Below are 17239 nucleotides of genomic sequence, written 5' to 3' on the forward strand. Positions count from 1 at the left end.
ATCCTGACATAATGTGCATTATCGGCTATAACGCAAGCGGGGCGATCGGGGTGATCGAGGCTGTCGCTAGGCTCGATATGTGAACGGAAGCAACGTCGAGATCGACTGGGAAGCCGCGCGCCGCGCGAATCTGCAGAACTGGGACGACCGAGTCCCTCTGCACGAAGCAGCATACGGGCTGGATGCGTTCGACGAACCGACACACATGAGCGACGTCGTGAGCGACGATCTGCCGGTGCTCAGCCGTTTCGTCGGCGGTGGAACTCTCGCAGGACTCGACCTCTGCCATCTTCAATGCCACATCGGCACGGACACGATCTCTCTGGCTCGTGCCGGGGCGACCGTGACGGGTGTCGACTTCTCGGGGCCGGCATTGCGAGCCGCAGCGGCACTCGCCGACCGCGCGGGTGTCTCGGCCACATGGGTCCAGGCAGACGTCCTCGACGCGCGCGATGCGGTGGCAGGCGACTTCGACGTCGTCTACACGAGCATCGGCACGATCTGCTGGCTCGCAGACCTCGACCGCTGGGCGGAACAGATCGTCGCGCTGCTGCGTCCGGGCGGCACGTTCTTCATCCGCGACGGTCATCCCGCGCTGCTCGCCCTCGACGAGGAGGCGCCAGACCTCACGACGCGATACCCGTACTTCGGAGACGGCCGTGCACAGCGCTGGGACGACGAGTCGACCTACGCCGGCGATGGCAAGGTCGCGCACCCGCGCACGTACGAGTGGCCGCACCCCCTCTCCGAGATCCTCGGATCGCTGATGCGAGCCGGCCTGCGCCTTCTCCACTTCGATGAGAGACGCACCCTCCCCTGGCAGTTCAGCCCGCGGATGGTCGAGGTGCCTCGTGGCTACGCCTGGCCCGAGACCGAACGCGATCTCATCCCCTGCACCTTCACGGTCATCGCGCGCAAGGACTGAGCGGGCCCCTCGCTCTAAGAGCCGACGTAGGCCGCCAGGTGCTCCGCCGTGACCGTCGACTTGGCCGCGACGAGATCTGCGGGACTCCCTTCGAAGACGACTCGACCCCCGTCGTGTCCGGCGCCCGGACCGATGTCGATGATCCAGTCAGCGTGGGCCATCACCGCCTGGTGATGCTCGATCACGATGACCGTCTTGCCGGATTCGACGAGTCGATCGAGGAGGCCGAGGATGTTCTGGACGTCCGCGAGGTGAAGCCCCGTGGTCGGTTCATCGAGCACGTACGTGTCGCCCTTCTCCCCCATCTGGATCGCCAGCTTGATGCGCTGACGCTCACCGCCCGACAGCGTCGACAACGGCTGCCCGAGGGAGAGATACCCCAGGCCCACGTCTTCGAGGCGCCCGAGGATCGTGGCTGCAGCGGGAAGCTTCGCTTCGCCCTCGGAGAAGAACACCCTCGCCTCGGCGACGGGCAGATCCAGCACCTCCGTGATGTCCTTGCCTGCGAGCTTGTACTCGAGGACGGCTGCCTGGAACCGCTTTCCGCCGCAGTCCTCACAGGGCGTCTCGATCGTGTCCATGAAGCCGAGCTCGGTGATGATGACGCCAGCACCCTTGCAGGTCGGGCACGCTCCTTCGGAGTTCGCGCTGAACAACGCGGGTTTGACCCCGTTGGCTTTGGCGAAGGCCTTGCGAATCGGTTCGAGCATGCCGGTGTAGGTGGCGGGGTTGCTCCGTCGTGATCCCTTGATCGCTCCCTGGTCGATCGCGACGACGCCCTCGAGCTTCGACACCGATCCGTGGATCAGCGAGCTCTTGCCCGAACCGGCGACCCCGGTGACGACAGTGAGTATGCCGGTGGGGATGTCGACGTCGACGTTCTGCAGGTTGTTGGCGGTGGCGCCGCGGATCTCGATCGCACCGGTGCTGCTGCGCACTGATTCCTTGAGCATGGCTCGGTCGTCGAGATGATCACCCGTGCGCGTGCCGCTGGCTTTCAGTCCTTCGACAGTCCCCTCGAAGCAGATCTGACCCCCCGCGCTCCCCGCGCCCGGGCCGAGGTCCACCACATGGTCGCCGATGACGATGGTCTCGGGCTTGTGCTCGACGACCAGCACCGTGTTGCCCTTGTCGCGCAGGCGCAGCAGCAGCGTGTTCATCCGCTGGATGTCATGCGGGTGGAGGCCGATGGTCGGCTCGTCGAACACGTAGGTGACGTCGGTGAGAGACGACCCCAGATGGCGCAGCATCTTGATGCGCTGCGCCTCCCCGCCGGAGAGCGTGCCGGAGGGCCGCTCGAGGCTCAGGTACCCCAGGCCGAGGGTGACGAACGCGTCGAGGTTGGCACGCAGGGCCTCGAGCAGCGGAGCTGCGCCCGGAAGCTCCAGACCGCGCACCCACTCGGCGAGATCGGTCACCTGCATTCGGCAGGCATCCGCGATGCTGATCCCGTCGATCTTCGACGACCGCGCCCCCTCTGTGAGACGTGTCCCGTCGCACTCGGGGCACGTCGCGAATGTCGCGACCCGCTCGACGAAGGCGCGGATGTGCGGCTGCAGGGCGTCGAGGTCCTTCGACAACATCGACTTGGTGATCTTGGGGATGAGCCCCTCATAGGTCATGTTGATGCCCGAGATCTTGACCTTGGTGACCTCACCGTAGAGGAAGAGTTGGCGCTGCTTCTCGGTGAACTCGGCGACCGGCTTGTCTGCAGGATAGAAACCCGACGCGGAGAAGCCCTTCACCATCCAGCCGTCCGCGGTGTACCCCGGGACCATGATCGCCCCCTCGTCGAGAGACTTCGACTCATCGACGATCTGAGAGAGGTCGAGATCGGACACCGCTCCCCTGCCCTCGCACCGCGGGCACATCCCGCCGAGGTAGATCGCGTCCTTGACGATCTTCTTCTCGCCGCCCGGCCCGGTCATCACCCCGCTGGCCCTCTGGGTGGGGATGTTGAAGGAGAAGGCTGTGGGGCCTCCGATGTAGGGCTGCCCCAGCTTGCTGAAGAGGATCCGCAGCATCGCGTTCGCATCCGTGACCGTGCCGACCGTCGAACGCGGATTCGCCCCGAGCCGTTCCTGGTCGACGATGATCGAGGTCGTGAGCCCCTCGAGCACGTCGACGTCGGGGCGTGGCACCGACGGCATGAACCCCTGCACGAAAGCGCTGTAGGTCTCGTCGATCATGCGCCGAGACTCGGCGGCGATCGTATCGAAGACCAGCGAGCTCTTGCCCGACCCCGAGACGCCGGTGAACACCGTGAGACGACGCTTGGGGATGTCGACGCTCACTTCTTTCAGATTGTTCTCGCGCGCACCCTGCACGCGGATGATGTCGTGACCGTCAGCGGGGTGCGTCATCATGAGGATCCTCGAGTAGGGACCGGGTCAGCCGGCCTGGTTGATGCGGAGCAGATTGCCCGCGGGGTCGCGGAACGCGCCGATATCGGCCGCGCGCTCACGATACACGTGGGGTGGGACACCGACCAGCTCGGTGGAACCGTCTGCTGAGATGCCCCGCGGACATGTGAGCGCCGCGCACCAGAGCCTCTGCATCGAGAGGTGTCGCGTAGTCGTGATCGATGCGATCCCGCACCCCGCGCATCACGACGAGCTCACGGAGCCGTGCATCGTCGTCCGGGGTCACCCCTCGATTGTCCCATGACGTCCTGTAACAGAGTGTGAACGACCGCGACATATCGATATCGACCTCCCCCCATCTCGCCCCAGACAGCGCTACTCTGTGACCATCCCTCACAGGGATTTCTCAGAAAGGGTCCCCCACCATGTCTGATTCACTCGCATCCGAAGCGAAATCACTGTTCAAGTCCATTCGCGTCGTTCTCGCGGTCTCGGGCGCGATCGCCCTCATCGCCGGCATCGTCCTGCTCGTGTGGCCGCTCAAGTCCGCCGTGATCGTCACAGGCATCTTCGCCACCTACCTCGTGATCGCAGGTCTCGTCTACATCGGCCTGGGCATCTTCTCGAAGGCCAAAGGCGGATGGGCCCGAGTCGGCCACATCGTCCTGGGTCTCGTCTACATCGTCGCCGGCGTGATCGCGTTCGCGAACCTCGGAGTCGCCGCGGCTACTCTCGCGCTCGTCGTCGTCATCTTCATCGGCATCAGCTGGATCGTCGACGGAGTGGTGGCGCTGTCCCTCCTCGGACAGGACGGCTCGCGGGTCTGGACGCTGCTCTACGCACTGCTCAGCATCATCGCCGGTATCGTCGTGCTCTTCTCCCCGCTGTACGCGGCGGCGGTGCTCTGGCTGGTGCTCGGCATCTCGCTCGTCGTTCTCGGGATCGTTCAGATCGTCCGCGCGATCACCCTCGGGAAGGACGCGAAGGAGTTCGAGGCCTCGGCGAAGGCCGACCCCGCGATCTGACTCGCTGTCACAACGCGAAGAGCCCCGTCCGGCAGGACGGGGCTCTTTCTGTTGCTCTCAGAGATTCACTCCGCTGCGAAGGCGCTCACGTCGCCGACAAGTCGGGTGTTGTCGGCGGGAACCTCGTCGACCACCGCACGCGCGACCTCCGCCGCGAACTCGGAGACGTTGTAGAGCTTTCCCGCGGACTCACGGCGCTCGGCGATCGCGCCGGGATTGGCGCGCTCGAGCAGCGTCGCGGTGATCGTGCCCTCGATCATGTCGCCGGAGACGACCGTGAATCCGATGCCCCTCTCGGCGAGACCAGGGATGCGCTCGCGGAGCGCATCCTCTCCTGCGCGCTTCGACAGCGCGACCGGCTCGTACTCCGGCATCGTGGGCGTGGTGCGGATGAAATGAGCCTGGTGGCTCGTGACGAAGACGACGCGCGCGCCGTCGCCGAGCAGAGGGACCGCTGCGTCGAGGACGTTGATCTGCGCGTCACGGTTGAGGGTCAGGGCGTAGTCCTCGGCCATGCCCGATTCCATGCCGCCTGATGCGTTGAGAACCAGCACGTCGAGGCGTCCGAACTCGGCCTTCACCGCGTCGAACATCTCACCGATCGACGCGGGGTCGGTGAGGTCGGCACCCACGACGAGGACACGGCGTCCGAGCTCGCGCAGCTGTGCGGCGAGCTTCTCGGCGCGTGGGGCCTTGTTGCGGAAGTTGATGACCACGTCGGCGCCTGCCTCAGCGAGGTAGCGCACGGTGTCGGCCCCGATCCCCCGAGACGAGCCGGTGACAAGGGCGACCTTGCCGTCGAGAGAACCTGCGGGAAGAACGTCGGTCACGGTGACTCCTCTGATGCGTGAATCGCCGTGATGACACGGCTCTTTCAGACTATCAAGCCGGCCCAGCCGAGCCGGGCCACGGCTCGTGCTGCGTGATAGGTTGACCGCAAGGGAGGCCGCATGGACAACTTCGCGACATTCGTACAGTTCATCGACCAATGGGCATGGATCGGGTGGCTGATCCTGATCGCCATCTTCCTCGTGATCGAGATGCTCACTCTCGACTTCACCTTCCTCATGCTCAGCTTCGGCAGCGTCGTCGGACTCGTCACCGACTTCGTCGGCATCCCGGTGTGGGTCCAGGTGCTCATCGCAGCCGCAGCCGCCGGTCTCTTCATCCTGTTCCTGCGTCCGCCGCTGATCAAACGGCTGCATCGCGGCGAGGACCCGACGAAGTCCAATGTGGACGCACTCATCGACCTCAGAGGCACCGCGCTGCAGGACATCACTCAGATCTCAGGCCAGGTGAAGTTGAGCAACGGCGACACCTGGACCGCCCGCACCGCCACGGCCGTACCGATTCCCCAGGGCTCACCGGTCGCAGTGATCGCGATCAACGGCGCGACCGCGACCGTCCGTCCCGTCAACGACTAGGAGAACCTCTTGGACGATGCATCGTTCATTCCCGCAGCGATCGGGTGGATCCTCGTCATCGCGATCATCATCTTCGTGGTGGTCACGCTGGCCCGATCCATTCGCATCATCCCCCAGGCCACGGCCGGCGTCGTCGAGCGTCTGGGCCGGTATCACAAGACGTTGATGCCCGGACTCAACATCCTGGTGCCCTTCATCGACCGCCTGCGTCCTCTCATCGACATGCGCGAGCAGGTCGTCTCGTTCCCACCGCAGCCTGTGATCACCGAGGACAACCTCGTCGTCTCGATCGACACCGTGGTCTACTTCCAGGTGACCGATGCGCGTGCCGCGACGTACGAGATCGCGAACTACCTCGGCGCCGTCGAGCAGCTCACGACGACGACCCTCCGAAACGTCGTCGGTGGCCTCAATCTCGAAGAGGCGCTGACCAGCCGCGACAACATCAACGGACAGCTCCGCGTCGTGCTCGATGAGGCGACAGGCAAGTGGGGCATCCGCGTCGGTCGAGTGGAGCTGAAGGCTATCGACCCTCCCCTATCGATTCAGGATTCGATGGAGAAGCAGATGCGCGCCGAGCGTGATCGCCGCGCCGCGATCCTCACCGCCGAGGGAACCAAGCAGTCGGCCATCCTCGAAGCCGAGGGCGCACGGCAGGCCGAGATCCTCCGCGCCGAGGGTGACAAGCAGGCCGCGGTTCTGCGTGCTCAGGGTGAAGCCGAGGCGATTCAGAACGTCTTCAGCGCCATTCACCAGGGTGAGCCGGACGACAAGCTCCTCGCGTACCAGTACCTGCAGATGCTGCCGAAGATCAGCGAAGGACAGTCGAACAAGCTCTGGATCATCCCGAGCGAGCTGACCGAGGCGCTCAAGGGCATCGGAAGTGCTTTCACTCCGAAGCCCGGTCAACCCCCGACGAACCATCCGGGCGCGTGACGCACCCGTATTTCGCGAAGGCACGACACCCCAGAGTCCTCGCTCACCGCGGTCTGATCACCACGGCGGGCGGGGACTCCGGTGTCTGGGAGAACTCGGCAGCAGCCTTCGCAGCCGCACACGCGGCCGGCGCCGAATACATCGAGACGGACTGCCAGGTGACGGCCGACGGCGATGTCGTGCTCTTCCATGATTCGACGCTCGAGCGACTCGTCGGCGATCCTCGCCCGATACGAACCGTCCGCACTCGCGAACTCGCCCTCATCTTCGCCGACCATGGCGGACTGCTGACGGTCGGTGACGCGCTTTCCACGTTCCCCTCGACGCGCTTCAACATCGATGTGAAGACCGCCGAGGCCGCTGATCCCCTCGGCCCGATCCTCGTCGACCACACGCACCGTGTGCTGATCACGAGCTTCTCCGACGCGAACCGCCGAGCCACCGTCGCATCCGCCCTTCGGGCCGGAGCCGATCTCCGCCCGGCCACCTCCGGCGGCAGTCGCACCATCGCAGCACTCCGCGCCGTCTCTGCTCTCCACCTCTCCCCCGCTCGCCTGTTGCGCGACATCGATGCGCTGCAGATCCCCGAGCGACATGGCGCGCTCAGGGTGCTCACGCCGTCTCTTCTGCGCGCCGCGCACCGACGCGACGTCGAGGTGCACGTATGGACCGTGAACGACCCCGACTCGATGCGGCGGCTGGTGGGGGCCGGTGTCGACGGGCTCGTCACCGACTGTGCGGACCTCGCGCTGGCGACGATCGGGCGCTGATCGCGCCACGCCGCCATTACGCTGTGGCGCTGGGATTCCGCTGTGAATCGCGCCGAGAATCCGCCCGCGTGGATGAAGCGCACAGGCTGGAGCGTTATACCTGACAGCGACGAGAGGACCACACAATGGCAGATCGCAGCCTACGCGGCATCCGACTCGGCGCCCAAAGCCTACAGAGCGAAGAGGGCGTCGTTTTCATGGAGCGCCGTGAAACCACCTACATCTGTGACACCTGCGGCCATGTCACGAACCTGATGTTCTCGGCGGACGCAGAGCCGCCTCAGACCTGGGAATGCCGTGCCTGCGGAGCGGACGCCCGCCTGAACGTCGACGGCCAGGCCGTCACGCTCGACGCCACCGACGAGAAGGCGGCACGCACGCATTGGGACATGCTCCTGGAGCGTCGTACCCGCGCAGAGCTCGAAGAGCTTCTCGAAGAGCGACTCGCCTTCATCCGCGCCCGTCGCGGAGCGGGCGAAGACCCGACCCGCGAGAAGATCGGCGCCTAGCGCCGACGGGCGCGCAACCACCCGAAGGCCAGCGCGCCCACACCTCCCCACAGCAGAATCTGCTGAATCCAGGGGCCGAGGATCATTCCCGCGGTCAGGCCGGAACGCAGCTCGACGTCCTCGAGCAGCGCTCCGGCCTTTCCCGCATCCAGACTCGAGACGGTCGACCCGTCCGGGCGAATGATCTGGCTCGTTCCGACCGTCGAGATGTTGACCACGCTGCGACCGGTCTCGATCGCGCGCATCCGCGCGAAGGCCAGCTGCTGCCGGTTCTCATCGGTTCCGCGGAAGTCGGCATTGTTGGTCTGGAAGACGAGCACCTCGGCGCCCTCGTCGATCCCCTCGTTGATCACGTCGTCATAGATCACGTCGAAGCAGATCGCCAGACCGACCCTGACCCCGTCGACCTCGACGATCGGCGGGTTCGTTCCCGGGGTGTATTCGCGTTGGATGAGACCGATCAGATCGGGAGCGAGCGCGTTGAAGAACGGTCGATCCGGCACGTACTCGCCGAACGGCACCGGATGGCGCTTGTCGTGGATCTGTCCGGTCGCGCCGTCCTCCGTCCACAGCAGCGAGGTGTTGTAGAAGAGGCCGTCACGTTCCGTGGCGGCGTTGGCGAGCAAGGGCGCGCCGATGCGTGAGGCGATCGCGCTCATCCGTCTCTCGAGAGAGTCGGACTGGAAAGGGTCGAAGTCGAGCGATCCCTCTGGCCACACCAGGAGGTCGACATCCTCGCCGTAGAGCGGCTCGGTCGCATCCGTCTGCGCGTCGATGAGCGAGTACGGCTGGCGCTCGTCGAAGTAGCCGCTCGGACCGTTCCCCTGCACAGCAGCGATGCGCAGGGATCCGCTGGCGGTCGTGGGGAACAACGGTGTGAGCAGCAGCGCGACTGCCACGACGACCGGTGCGATCAGCGCCGCCGGGCGACGCCAGACGCGCTCGCGCACCACCTGGATGACGAGGGCGACGAAGAACACCATCAGGAAACTGAGTCCGCTCACGCCGATCCACGACGCGACGTGCGCCAGCGGGCTCTCGGCCTGGCTCATGCCCAGACGCGCCCACGGGAAGCCTCCGTAGGGCCAGGAGCCGACGAACAGCTCCCGCCCGACCCAGAGCGCGGCCACGACGGCCGGAAGAAGCAGGAGGCGCGCCCAGACACTCGGGAAGGCCCTGGGGATCCAGCGATACGCGAGCGTGATCAGGATCAGGGCCGCGGCCGTGAGAACCCCTTCCAGGACGCTCAGTGCGGCCCAGGGCAGCGGCCCCAGGTAACGCGACGTGAATGACACGAGCAACCCGAAGAAGATCACTCCGTAGACCAGACCCACCGCCAGGGCGCCTCCGGCCCGGCGTCCGATGAGTGCGACCAGCAACAGGGCAGTGGCCGGGAACGCGAGCGCCCACACCGCGGTGTCCGGATACGACAGATCCATGAGGATCGCCGCCAGTGCCGCGGCGGGCAGAGCGAGCGACAGCGGCAGCAGAGGGCGCAGTCGCGCTGGGGTATCCGGCATGGGTCCTGTTCTCACATCGAGGAGTAGGCGACGATGCCGCGGCGCACGCCGTCGAGAGCGACGCGGGCGTTTCGCGCCAGTGTCCCGTCTTCCGCGACGATCGAGAGCTGGTCGAGCAGGTCGATCGTCTGCTTCGCCCAGCGCACGAAGTCGCCCGCGGCCATGTCTGCGTCGATCAGCACCCGATCGAGCATCCCACCGCGTGCCCAGGAGTGCATCGCTCCGGCGAGACCGGCTGCCAAGGGTTCGGACCCCGGGAGATGGTGGTCCTTCTCCAGATCATCGAGCTCGGCCCACAGCGTGGTGGTCTTCTCGTATGCCGCACGGAAGGCGCCTCTCGGCAGATCGCGTTCGCCTGAGTTCGCCTCGTCACGGCGCGGTTCGTAGACAAGACAGCAGGCCATCGCGGCGAGCGACGGCGCATCCAGGCCGTTCCAGAGGCCCTGGCGCAGCGACTCGGCAACCAGCAGGTCGCGCTCACCGTAGATCCGCCGCATCGTGCGGCCGGCCTCGGTGAGGGTGGTCTCGTCCTGGTCGTCTCGGCGGATGTAGTCGAGCGTCTCGAGCACCTCGACGACCCGGTCGAACACGCGAGCCACCGTGCCGGTCCTCGTCTCGATCTGACGACGGATGCGGTCGTTCTGCCTCTTGAGCTTCCAGTACCGCTCCGCCCAGCGGGCATGGGCCTCACGATCGGGACAGCGATGGCAGCCGTGGCGCTGCATGCGGGTGCGCAGGCTCTGGATCTGCTTCATGCGCTTGTCTCGCGATGCCCGGGGCGCGTTCGAGTCCTGGCGGTTCTTCTTCTCGAGGTCGCTGAGCTCTCGACGGATCGAGGCGTAGTCGAGGAAGTCCCCGTGGTCGCAGACCATCGCTGCCTTGTAGCCCTCGAGAGACTCCTCGGCCTCGCGCACCTGCCGGGCGAGGCCGACCACCGCGCGATCGGCCTGGAACTGAGCGAATGACGACTCGAGCACCTCGCGCGCCCGCTGTTTGCCGAACAGGTCGATCAGATTGACGGCCATGTTGTACGTGGGCCGGAAGCTGGAGTTGAGCGGATACGTGCGTCGAGACGCGAGCGCGGCGACAGCCTGCGGATCCATCCCCTCGGTCCACTGCACCACGGCGTGGCCCTCGACGTCGATCCCGCGTCGTCCTGCTCGTCCGGTGAGCTGGGTGTACTCCCCCGAGGTGATCGCCACGCGGGCCTCACCGTTGAACTTCTCCATCTTCTCGAGCACGACCGTGCGCGCCGGCATGTTGATGCCGAGCGCCAAGGTCTCGGTCGCGAACACGACTTTCACGAGCTTGCGCTTGTAGAGCTCCTCGACGACCTCCTTGAAAGCGGGCAGGAGACCGGCGTGATGGGCGGCCACGCCGCGTTCGAGGTTCTCCAGCCACTCCCAGTACCCGAGAACACCGAGATCCTCGTCCTGCAGGGTCCGGGTTCTGTCTTCGACGATCGCGCGGATCTCGGCGCGTTCCTCGGTCGAGGTCAGGCGGACACCCGACCTGCGTACCTGTTGCACCGCGGCGTCACAGCCGACCCTGCTGAAGATGAAGAAGATCGCCGGCAGCAGATTCGCCTGTTCGAGCAGCCGCACCACGTCGGGGCGATCCATGCGCTCGATCCTGTGCACGTTCGCCGAGCGCACGGCACGGCGTCCTCCACGAGGCGGGCGCTGCGCCTGTCGTCCCGCGTGACGGTTGCTGCGGTACGACTGCGCCTCGCGGTTGTTGTCGTAGTTGGAACCGGTGGAGGAGCGGATTCGCATCAGCTCCTGGTTCACCAGCGCCGTGGCGATCCCCGCGCGGTCGTCGAAGAGCGGGAGCAGATCGTCGCGCACGAGCACGTGCTGCTCGAGCGGCACCGGGCGGATCTCCGAGACGATCACCTCGGTGTCGCCACGCACCGTGTCGAGCCAGTCGCCGAATTCCTCGGCGTTCGACACCGTGGCGCTCAACGAGACCAGACGCACCTGCTGCGGCAGGTGGATGATGACCTCTTCCCACACGGCACCGCGGAAGCGGTCGGCGAGATAGTGCACCTCGTCCATCACCACGTAGCGGAGATCGCGCAGAGCCGCGGAGTCGGCGTAGATCATGTTGCGCAGCACCTCGGTCGTCATGACGACTATCCGGGCGTTGCCGTTGATGTTCGTGTCACCGGTGAGCAGCCCCACGTCGTCCGCGCCGTAGACGTCGACCAGCTCGCGGAACTTCTGATTCGAGAGAGCCTTCATCGGTGTCGTGTAGAAGGCCTTGTCACGTGGCGTCTGCATCGCGAGGTGGATCGCGAACTCTCCGACGATCGTCTTGCCGGCTCCGGTCGGGGCAGCGACCAGCACGCTGTTCCCGTCTTCGAGGGCGTGGCACCCCTCGATCTGGAACGGGTCGAGGGCGAACTTCTGGCTCGCGGCGAAGGCGACCGTCGCCGGATGGCCCGCGGCTTCGCGAGCGGCGGCGTATCGTTCGGCCGGGGAGCTCATGCGCTCAGGGGTTCGATGCCCGCGGCCGCATCGGCCTTGCGCTTGCGCCGATCGAACAGCATCGAGATCAAGGTCGCCGCGAAATAGAGAACGATCATCGATCCCATCAGCAGCAGCATCGAGAAGACATCGGCGGGAGGCGTGGTGACGGCGGCGAAGATCGTGCACACGAGAATGGCAACGCGCCATCCCTTGAGGATCTCCTTGCCCGAGACGATCCCCGCGAGGTTGAGTGCGACGAGGAAGACGGGGAGCACGAAGGCGATGCCGAGCACCAGCAGGAACTTGAAGACGAAGTCGTAGTACGTGGCGTAGTCGAAGAACTGTGCCATGCCGGTCGGGACGAACGAGGCCATGATCTCGATGACGTGCGGCAGCACGAAGAATGCGACGGTGCATCCCCCGAAGAACAGCGGGATGGCTGCCCCCAGGAACCCCCAGGTGTACTGGGTCTCCTTCTTCGTGAGCCCCGGCATCACGAACGCCCAGGCCTGCCAGAGCCACACCGGCGCGGAGATGAGCAGCCCGATCGCGAAGGCGATGCGCATGCGCAGATCGAATCCGCTTGTCACGGTCGTGAAGTTGAGTCCGACGTACTCGCGGCCCTCTTCTTCGGCGATGGCGGCGATCGGAATCGACAGGAGGTCGATGACGGGTCCCGTGATGATGAACGCGATGATCATGCCGACCACGAGCGCGCCGGCGGCGATGAACAGGCGCCGACGAAGCTCGATCAGATGCGCGCCGAGAGACATCCGCCTGTCGCGACCGGGTGTCACCTGGTCGGCGGAATCGAGAGCGGACAACGAACTATGCGGATCGAGGTGGCTGACCCGGATCCGTGTCGCGAGCCGTCACCGTGGTGTCCGCGACCGAGGGCGCGGGTGTCGGGGATGCCGGATCCGCGGCGTCAGTCGCGTCCTCGTTCTTCATCGCCTTCATCTCGCCCTTGAACACACGGGCGGACTGTCCGAGGCTCTTCGCCAGCGCGGGCAGCTTCGCCGCACCGAAGAGCAGCAGGATGACGGCGAGGATGATCAGCAGATGTGGCCAACCGAAAGCGCCCATGATTCTCCTTCGTCGTTTAGTAGCAGTCTAACCGGCGTTGTCGTCGTCTGGTCGGCGATACAGCGCGAGTCCTGCGGCGGCCCACTCGCGTGCAGCGGTCCGGGCGATGCCCGGGTCCACGACTTCGAGCGCTCCGCCGAACTTCGCCGCCAGTCGTTTCACTCCTCGGGGGTCGGCCAGATGCAGCCGTACGGTGACGATCCCGTCGCTGACCTCGGCGTTGTCCGCGGTGAGGAAATCCCCGAGAAGTGGCGCCATCCGCTCGGGCACGCGTACTCGCACCTCGCCCTCGTGCTCGACCGCGGTGAACGCCTCCGGCACGTGGTCGCCCGCGTGGGTGATCGGAATGTCGGTCAGGCGCGCATCGCTCACCCGATCGAGATGGAACGTCCGCATCGCCTGTCGCATATGGCACCACCCCTGCAGATACCACTGCGCGTTGGTGATCAGCACCTGCACCGGGTCCACGGTGCGCGTGGTCGGAGCGGCATCGGGCGCCTGATAGGTGAACGACACGGCGACACCGCGCTGCACACCCCGCGACACGACCTGGCGCACCTCGTCGACGGCGCTCGGAGCGACGACGACCTCGGCAGGCGAATCCGCCGCGCCGCGGGAGAGCTTCGAGATGAGACCGCTGACGAGTCCCGAGTCGGAGACCGCCGGCACGGCGGCGACCATCTGCAGACCGGCGAGCAGCGCTGCGGCCTCGCGGGCGGTGAAGCGCGGAACCCGCCGTAGGGCGACATCGTTGGTGATCTCGATGACGTCCTCTTCGTCGAGGAGGTCCCAGTTGATGTCGAACATCTCCTGCGGCTGCTGCCAGAAGCCGGAGTCGCCCGGCAGGCCGATCACCGTGAGCTTCTCGACCATCTGACGCATCTCGGTCGGAGTGACCCCGAACTCCGCGGACGCCTCAGCGAGAGACACCTGGCCGTGCTCGAGAAGGTAGGGCACGAGCGTCAGGTAGACGCGCACGCGGTCGGCGGCGAGGAGCGGCTTCACCTGGGCGCTCATCGCGACTCCCCTGTCTCCGCGTTGGTCTCGACGACGGCGGTCAAGCGTTCGACGACGGCGGAGCGGAGCGCGACAGGTTCGACCACGCGCACCTCGGGGCCGTACGAGGCCAGTTCGTCGGCGAAGATGTGCAGGTCGACGAACGGGACGAGAATCCCCTGCGTCGCCGCCGGCGTCGCGCGGCGGCCCAGACGCAGCGACGCTTCGGTGCCGGGGGTGACCTCGAGCAGCGCGGAGTTCTGCGCGGCGACGCGCTCGAGACCGCTCAGAGCACGCTCGCCCGCTCCCTCGCGCAGCGCCGGGTCGAAGGACTTCGCAGTGAGCTTCACGTCTCCGACGATTCTGCTGAGCAGGAACATGCGGTCCTCTTCGATGTCCACATCTACCCCGAAGACATGCCATCTCGCCTCGTAGTCGACGAGCGCGAGCGGACGGATACTGCGTCGGCGGGGCGCATCCTCTCCCGGCTTGAGATAGTCGAAGACGACGACACGGCTCTTCTCGATCGCGTCCTGCAGCTGCGGGAAGGCCGCATCGCGGGCGGTGATCCGTGGCGCGAAGCCGATGATCGGCTCATCGCCGTCGATCCCGAGAGCCCGGATCTTGCGCACGCCGGCCGTGGCGTCGCCCGACGCGGACTCCGCACTCCACACGCTGCCGGCAAGCTGCAGCACGGCGAGCTCAGCAGCGGTGAACTCGATGTCGCTGGGCAGATCGTATTCCGCCTGGGGAATGCGATAACGGGCTTCGCGGAGATCATTGGGATCGGCCTGGTCACCGATCGTCTCGACCGGGACACCGAGCGTGCGGAGCTCGTCCTTGTCGCGCTCGAACATCTTCTCGAGCGCGTCGGAGCGCACACCCGCATCGGCTCGCTGACGATAACCCGAGACGTTGTCGAGGATCTGCTGCTTGGTGAGCCCGATCTCCGTGGCCATGAGCGCCACGACGAGATTCGTCAGACGCTCTTCCGCCGGAATACGGGCCGCCATCACTGCTCCGGGACCGGAACGATGCCCAGGATGTCGACGACGATGGCGGTCGCCGGATTTCCGTCGGCCTCCGGCACGACGACGAGGAGCTGCGAACCGACCGTCGCACCGACGAGCTCGTTCGCTGCCGGTCCGATGTTGGGCTCAGCACCCCAACTGCTCGATGTGACCGTCTTGTCGTCCCAGCCCACGGCCATGATGTTGGTCACGACGGTCGAATCCTTCTCGACCTTCGCCCCGTCGCCCTTGATGAGGGTCTCGGTCACGGCCTCCGTCGGTGCATCACTGTCGGGGATGATCACCCCTGGGGTGCCGTCGGGAGCGCGAACCACGCTCGGCAGGCCACGGGCGTCGTTGAACTGCGATGCGCCTTCGGCGCGTGCCAGGTAGACATCCTGCAGATCGACGATCGCGACGACGTTCTCGTCCTTCGCGAGTCCGAAGGCCTCGACATTGGCCTCACCGAAGTCCTCGGGGGTCAGCACGGCGACGATCCGGCTGCCGCCGGTGGCGCACTCGAGCACCGTCTCAAGCCCGGCGGACCGCTCTGCCCAGTACGAGATGCTGTGCACCCGGCTCGCATCGCCGTTGAACTCGGACTCGTAGAGCTTCTCGCCGCTCTCCCCTCCGTAGAAGGCGATGTCGAGCACCATGGGCTGAGAAGTCGAGGTGAGGGTGTTCCCCTCTCCGACGATCACGTCAGCGAATGACGTGCTGTCGCCCTTCACGGGGCTGTAGACAGTGACGTCGGGAGTTTCGCCCACCTCACCCTCGACGGAGACGGAATCCTTGACGGATGCGGTCGACGCGGCCTCGCGATCGCACACATCACCGGCGAACGACGGCGCCGAGGCACATCCGGTCAGAGTGAGGACGGCGAGGCTGAGGGTGGCCAGAACGGCGGACGTTTTACGCACGCGTTCCAGTCTATTCCGTCGGTGGCTCCGATTCGCGCGAACCGGATGCGAGACGTGCGCCTTCGGCGGCCTTCGCCGCCTCCCTGGCACGCTTGCGGAGGTTCTTGTCGTTGATCTCCCGATCGCCGACGGCGCCGGGCGTCCACGCGTCGACGTCGGCGTCGCCATAGCTGCTCTTCGACGCCCTGCGCTTGACCTGGGGAGCCACGGCCCCCGGTGCCAGCCGACGCGCCGTGAGCAGGAATCCGGTGTGCGCGACCATGCGGTGATCGGGCCTAACGGCGAGTCCTTCGACGTGCCACCCTCGCACCATCGTCTCGGACGCCTCCGGATCGGTGAACAGCCCGGTGCCGCGGATGTACTCGGCGACCCGCGAGAGCTGGGTGGCCGTCGCGACGTAGCAGAGTACGACGCCGCCGGGGGTGAGCGCGTCGGCGACGACGTCCATGCACTCCCACGGCGCGAGCATGTCGAGCACGACGCGATCGACCGTGCCGGCAGGGAACTCGACCGGAAGCGCCTCGGCGAGATCCCCGACCACCACGTTCCAGGTGTCGGGCGTCTCGCCGAAGAAGGTCTCGACGTTCCCACGTGCGACCTGGGCGAAGTCCTCACGACGCTCGAACGAGACCAGGCGACCGACCGGACCGATGGCGCGGAGCAGCGACAGCGAGAGGGCACCGGATCCCACGCCCGCCTCGACGACGACTGCGCCGGGGAAGATGTCGGCCTGCATCACGATCTGCGCCGCATCCTTCGGATACACGATCGCCGCTCCGCGCGGCATCGACATAGCGAAGTCGCGGAGCAGAGGCCGTAGCGCGAGGTACTCGTGACCGGAGCTGTTGGCGGCCACAGAACCGTCCGGCAGGCCGATCAGGTCGCGGTGTCGGAGCACTCCCTGATGGGTGTGCAGCTCGCCGTCCTCACGGAGGGTCACGGTGTGCAGGCGGCCCTTCGGCCCGGTCAGCTGCACTCGATCGCCCTCTCGGAACGGCCCGCTCGGCCGGTGTGAGGTGGTGTCGGTCATCGGGTGACTCCCGTCATGGAGGTCTTGCGATCGAAGAGTTCGATCAGATCGGCGGCCGTGCGGCCCTCGAGGCTGGGCCAGAGTTCGTGTGCCCCGACATCGTCGAGGGAGACGATGTGCGGCACCCCGAGAGCGACGGCGCCGGCCGCGATGCCCGCGCGAAGCCCTGTCGGCGAGTCCTCGATCACGACGGCGTCGGCGATGTCGATATCGAGCAGCGACGCTGCGTGCAGGTACGGCTCGGGGTGGGGTTT

The 17239-nt window shown here is 66.3% G+C and carries 17 protein-coding genes and 1 pseudogene; 6 read left to right on the plus strand and 12 right to left on the minus strand.

The features are described from left to right. The first annotated feature begins 79 nt into the window (after positions 1–79). On the plus strand, positions 80–925 hold the full coding sequence (locus QMA07_RS06740; RefSeq protein WP_290160772.1) for a class I SAM-dependent methyltransferase: 846 nt from the start codon (positions 80–82) through the stop codon (positions 923–925). A 14-nt stretch (positions 926–939) separates the two neighbouring features. Here the strand turns inward: QMA07_RS06740 and QMA07_RS06745 are convergent, their stop codons facing one another. Together QMA07_RS06745 and QMA07_RS06750 are read right to left on the minus strand one after the other, a co-directional pair. Beyond that, the gene (locus QMA07_RS06745) at positions 940–3288 is read right to left on the minus strand and encodes an excinuclease ABC subunit UvrA (RefSeq protein WP_290160795.1); all 2349 of its coding nucleotides are present in this window, start codon (positions 3286–3288) and stop codon (positions 940–942) included. Positions 3289–3424: 136 nt separating this feature from the next. Next, positions 3425–3532, minus strand: a pseudogene (locus tag QMA07_RS06750) (AraC family transcriptional regulator); the annotation flags it as partial. A gap of 181 nt (positions 3533–3713) precedes the next feature. On the opposite strand from QMA07_RS06750, the gene QMA07_RS06755 reads away from it, so the two are divergent. After that, complete coding sequence (locus QMA07_RS06755) at positions 3714–4313, plus strand: DUF308 domain-containing protein (RefSeq protein ID WP_290160774.1); 600 nt, start codon at positions 3714–3716, stop codon at positions 4311–4313. A gap of 65 nt (positions 4314–4378) precedes the next feature. Here the strand turns inward: QMA07_RS06755 and QMA07_RS06760 are convergent, their stop codons facing one another. Further along, complete coding sequence (locus tag QMA07_RS06760) at positions 4379–5143, minus strand: SDR family oxidoreductase (RefSeq protein ID WP_290160775.1); 765 nt, start codon at positions 5141–5143, stop codon at positions 4379–4381. A 120-nt stretch (positions 5144–5263) separates the two neighbouring features. Between QMA07_RS06760 and QMA07_RS06765 the strand changes: the two genes are divergently transcribed. From QMA07_RS06765 to QMA07_RS06780, 4 genes are all read left to right on the plus strand, one after another. Continuing rightward, on the plus strand, positions 5264–5737 hold the full coding sequence (locus tag QMA07_RS06765) for an NfeD family protein (RefSeq protein WP_290160776.1): 474 nt from the start codon (positions 5264–5266) through the stop codon (positions 5735–5737). Positions 5738–5746: 9 nt separating this feature from the next. Further along, positions 5747–6673 (plus strand): SPFH domain-containing protein, encoded by a 927-nt coding sequence (locus tag QMA07_RS06770; RefSeq protein ID WP_290160777.1) that lies wholly within the window; start codon positions 5747–5749, stop codon positions 6671–6673. Further along, positions 6670–7443, plus strand: a complete 774-nt coding sequence (locus tag QMA07_RS06775) for a glycerophosphodiester phosphodiesterase family protein (RefSeq protein WP_290160778.1) — start codon at positions 6670–6672, stop codon at positions 7441–7443. The genes QMA07_RS06770 and QMA07_RS06775 overlap by 4 nt, the downstream gene beginning before the upstream one ends. A gap of 125 nt (positions 7444–7568) precedes the next feature. Further along, positions 7569–7952, plus strand: a complete 384-nt coding sequence (locus QMA07_RS06780; RefSeq protein WP_042536672.1) for an RNA polymerase-binding protein RbpA — start codon at positions 7569–7571, stop codon at positions 7950–7952. On the opposite strand, the gene lnt is transcribed toward QMA07_RS06780, so the two are convergent. From lnt to QMA07_RS06825, 9 genes are all read right to left on the minus strand, one after another. After that, complete coding sequence (gene lnt, locus QMA07_RS06785) at positions 7949–9472, minus strand: apolipoprotein N-acyltransferase (protein WP_290160780.1); 1524 nt, start codon at positions 9470–9472, stop codon at positions 7949–7951. The two genes, QMA07_RS06780 and lnt, sit on opposite strands and share 4 nt — an antisense overlap. A gap of 11 nt (positions 9473–9483) precedes the next feature. After that, positions 9484–11961: a DEAD/DEAH box helicase gene (locus QMA07_RS06790; RefSeq protein ID WP_290160781.1), complete on the minus strand. Its 2478-nt coding sequence runs from the start codon at positions 11959–11961 to the stop codon at positions 9484–9486. After that, entirely contained in the window at positions 11958–12716 is a 759-nt protein-coding gene (tatC, locus tag QMA07_RS06795) for a twin-arginine translocase subunit TatC (protein WP_290160796.1), read from the minus strand. The genes QMA07_RS06790 and tatC overlap by 4 nt, the downstream gene beginning before the upstream one ends. Before the next feature lie 55 nt (positions 12717–12771). Beyond that, entirely contained in the window at positions 12772–13029 is a 258-nt protein-coding gene (gene tatA / locus QMA07_RS06800) for a Sec-independent protein translocase subunit TatA (protein WP_140037037.1), read from the minus strand. 27 nt (positions 13030–13056) lie between these two features. Next, positions 13057–14046 carry a WYL domain-containing protein gene (locus QMA07_RS06805; RefSeq protein WP_290160783.1) on the minus strand — a complete coding sequence of 330 codons (990 nt, stop codon included), beginning with the start codon at positions 14044–14046 and terminating at the stop codon, positions 13057–13059. Then, positions 14043–15038 (minus strand): WYL domain-containing protein, encoded by a 996-nt coding sequence (locus QMA07_RS06810; RefSeq protein WP_290160784.1) that lies wholly within the window; start codon positions 15036–15038, stop codon positions 14043–14045. Before QMA07_RS06810 ends, QMA07_RS06805 begins: the two co-directional genes overlap by 4 nt. Beyond that, entirely contained in the window at positions 15038–15955 is a 918-nt protein-coding gene (locus QMA07_RS06815) for a hypothetical protein (RefSeq protein ID WP_290160785.1), read from the minus strand. Before QMA07_RS06815 ends, QMA07_RS06810 begins: the two co-directional genes overlap by 1 nt. Positions 15956–15965: 10 nt before the next feature. Next, positions 15966–16985 carry a tRNA (adenine-N1)-methyltransferase gene (locus tag QMA07_RS06820; RefSeq protein ID WP_290160786.1) on the minus strand — a complete coding sequence of 340 codons (1020 nt, stop codon included), beginning with the start codon at positions 16983–16985 and terminating at the stop codon, positions 15966–15968. Further along, the coding region (locus QMA07_RS06825; RefSeq protein WP_290160787.1) for an HAD-IA family hydrolase at positions 16982–17239 on the minus strand (258 nt) is incomplete at its 5' end. The genes QMA07_RS06825 and QMA07_RS06820, both read right to left, overlap by 4 nt.

The organism is Microbacterium sp. APC 3901 (assembly GCF_030407765.1).
Classification (GTDB): Bacteria; Actinomycetota; Actinomycetes; order Actinomycetales; family Microbacteriaceae; genus Microbacterium.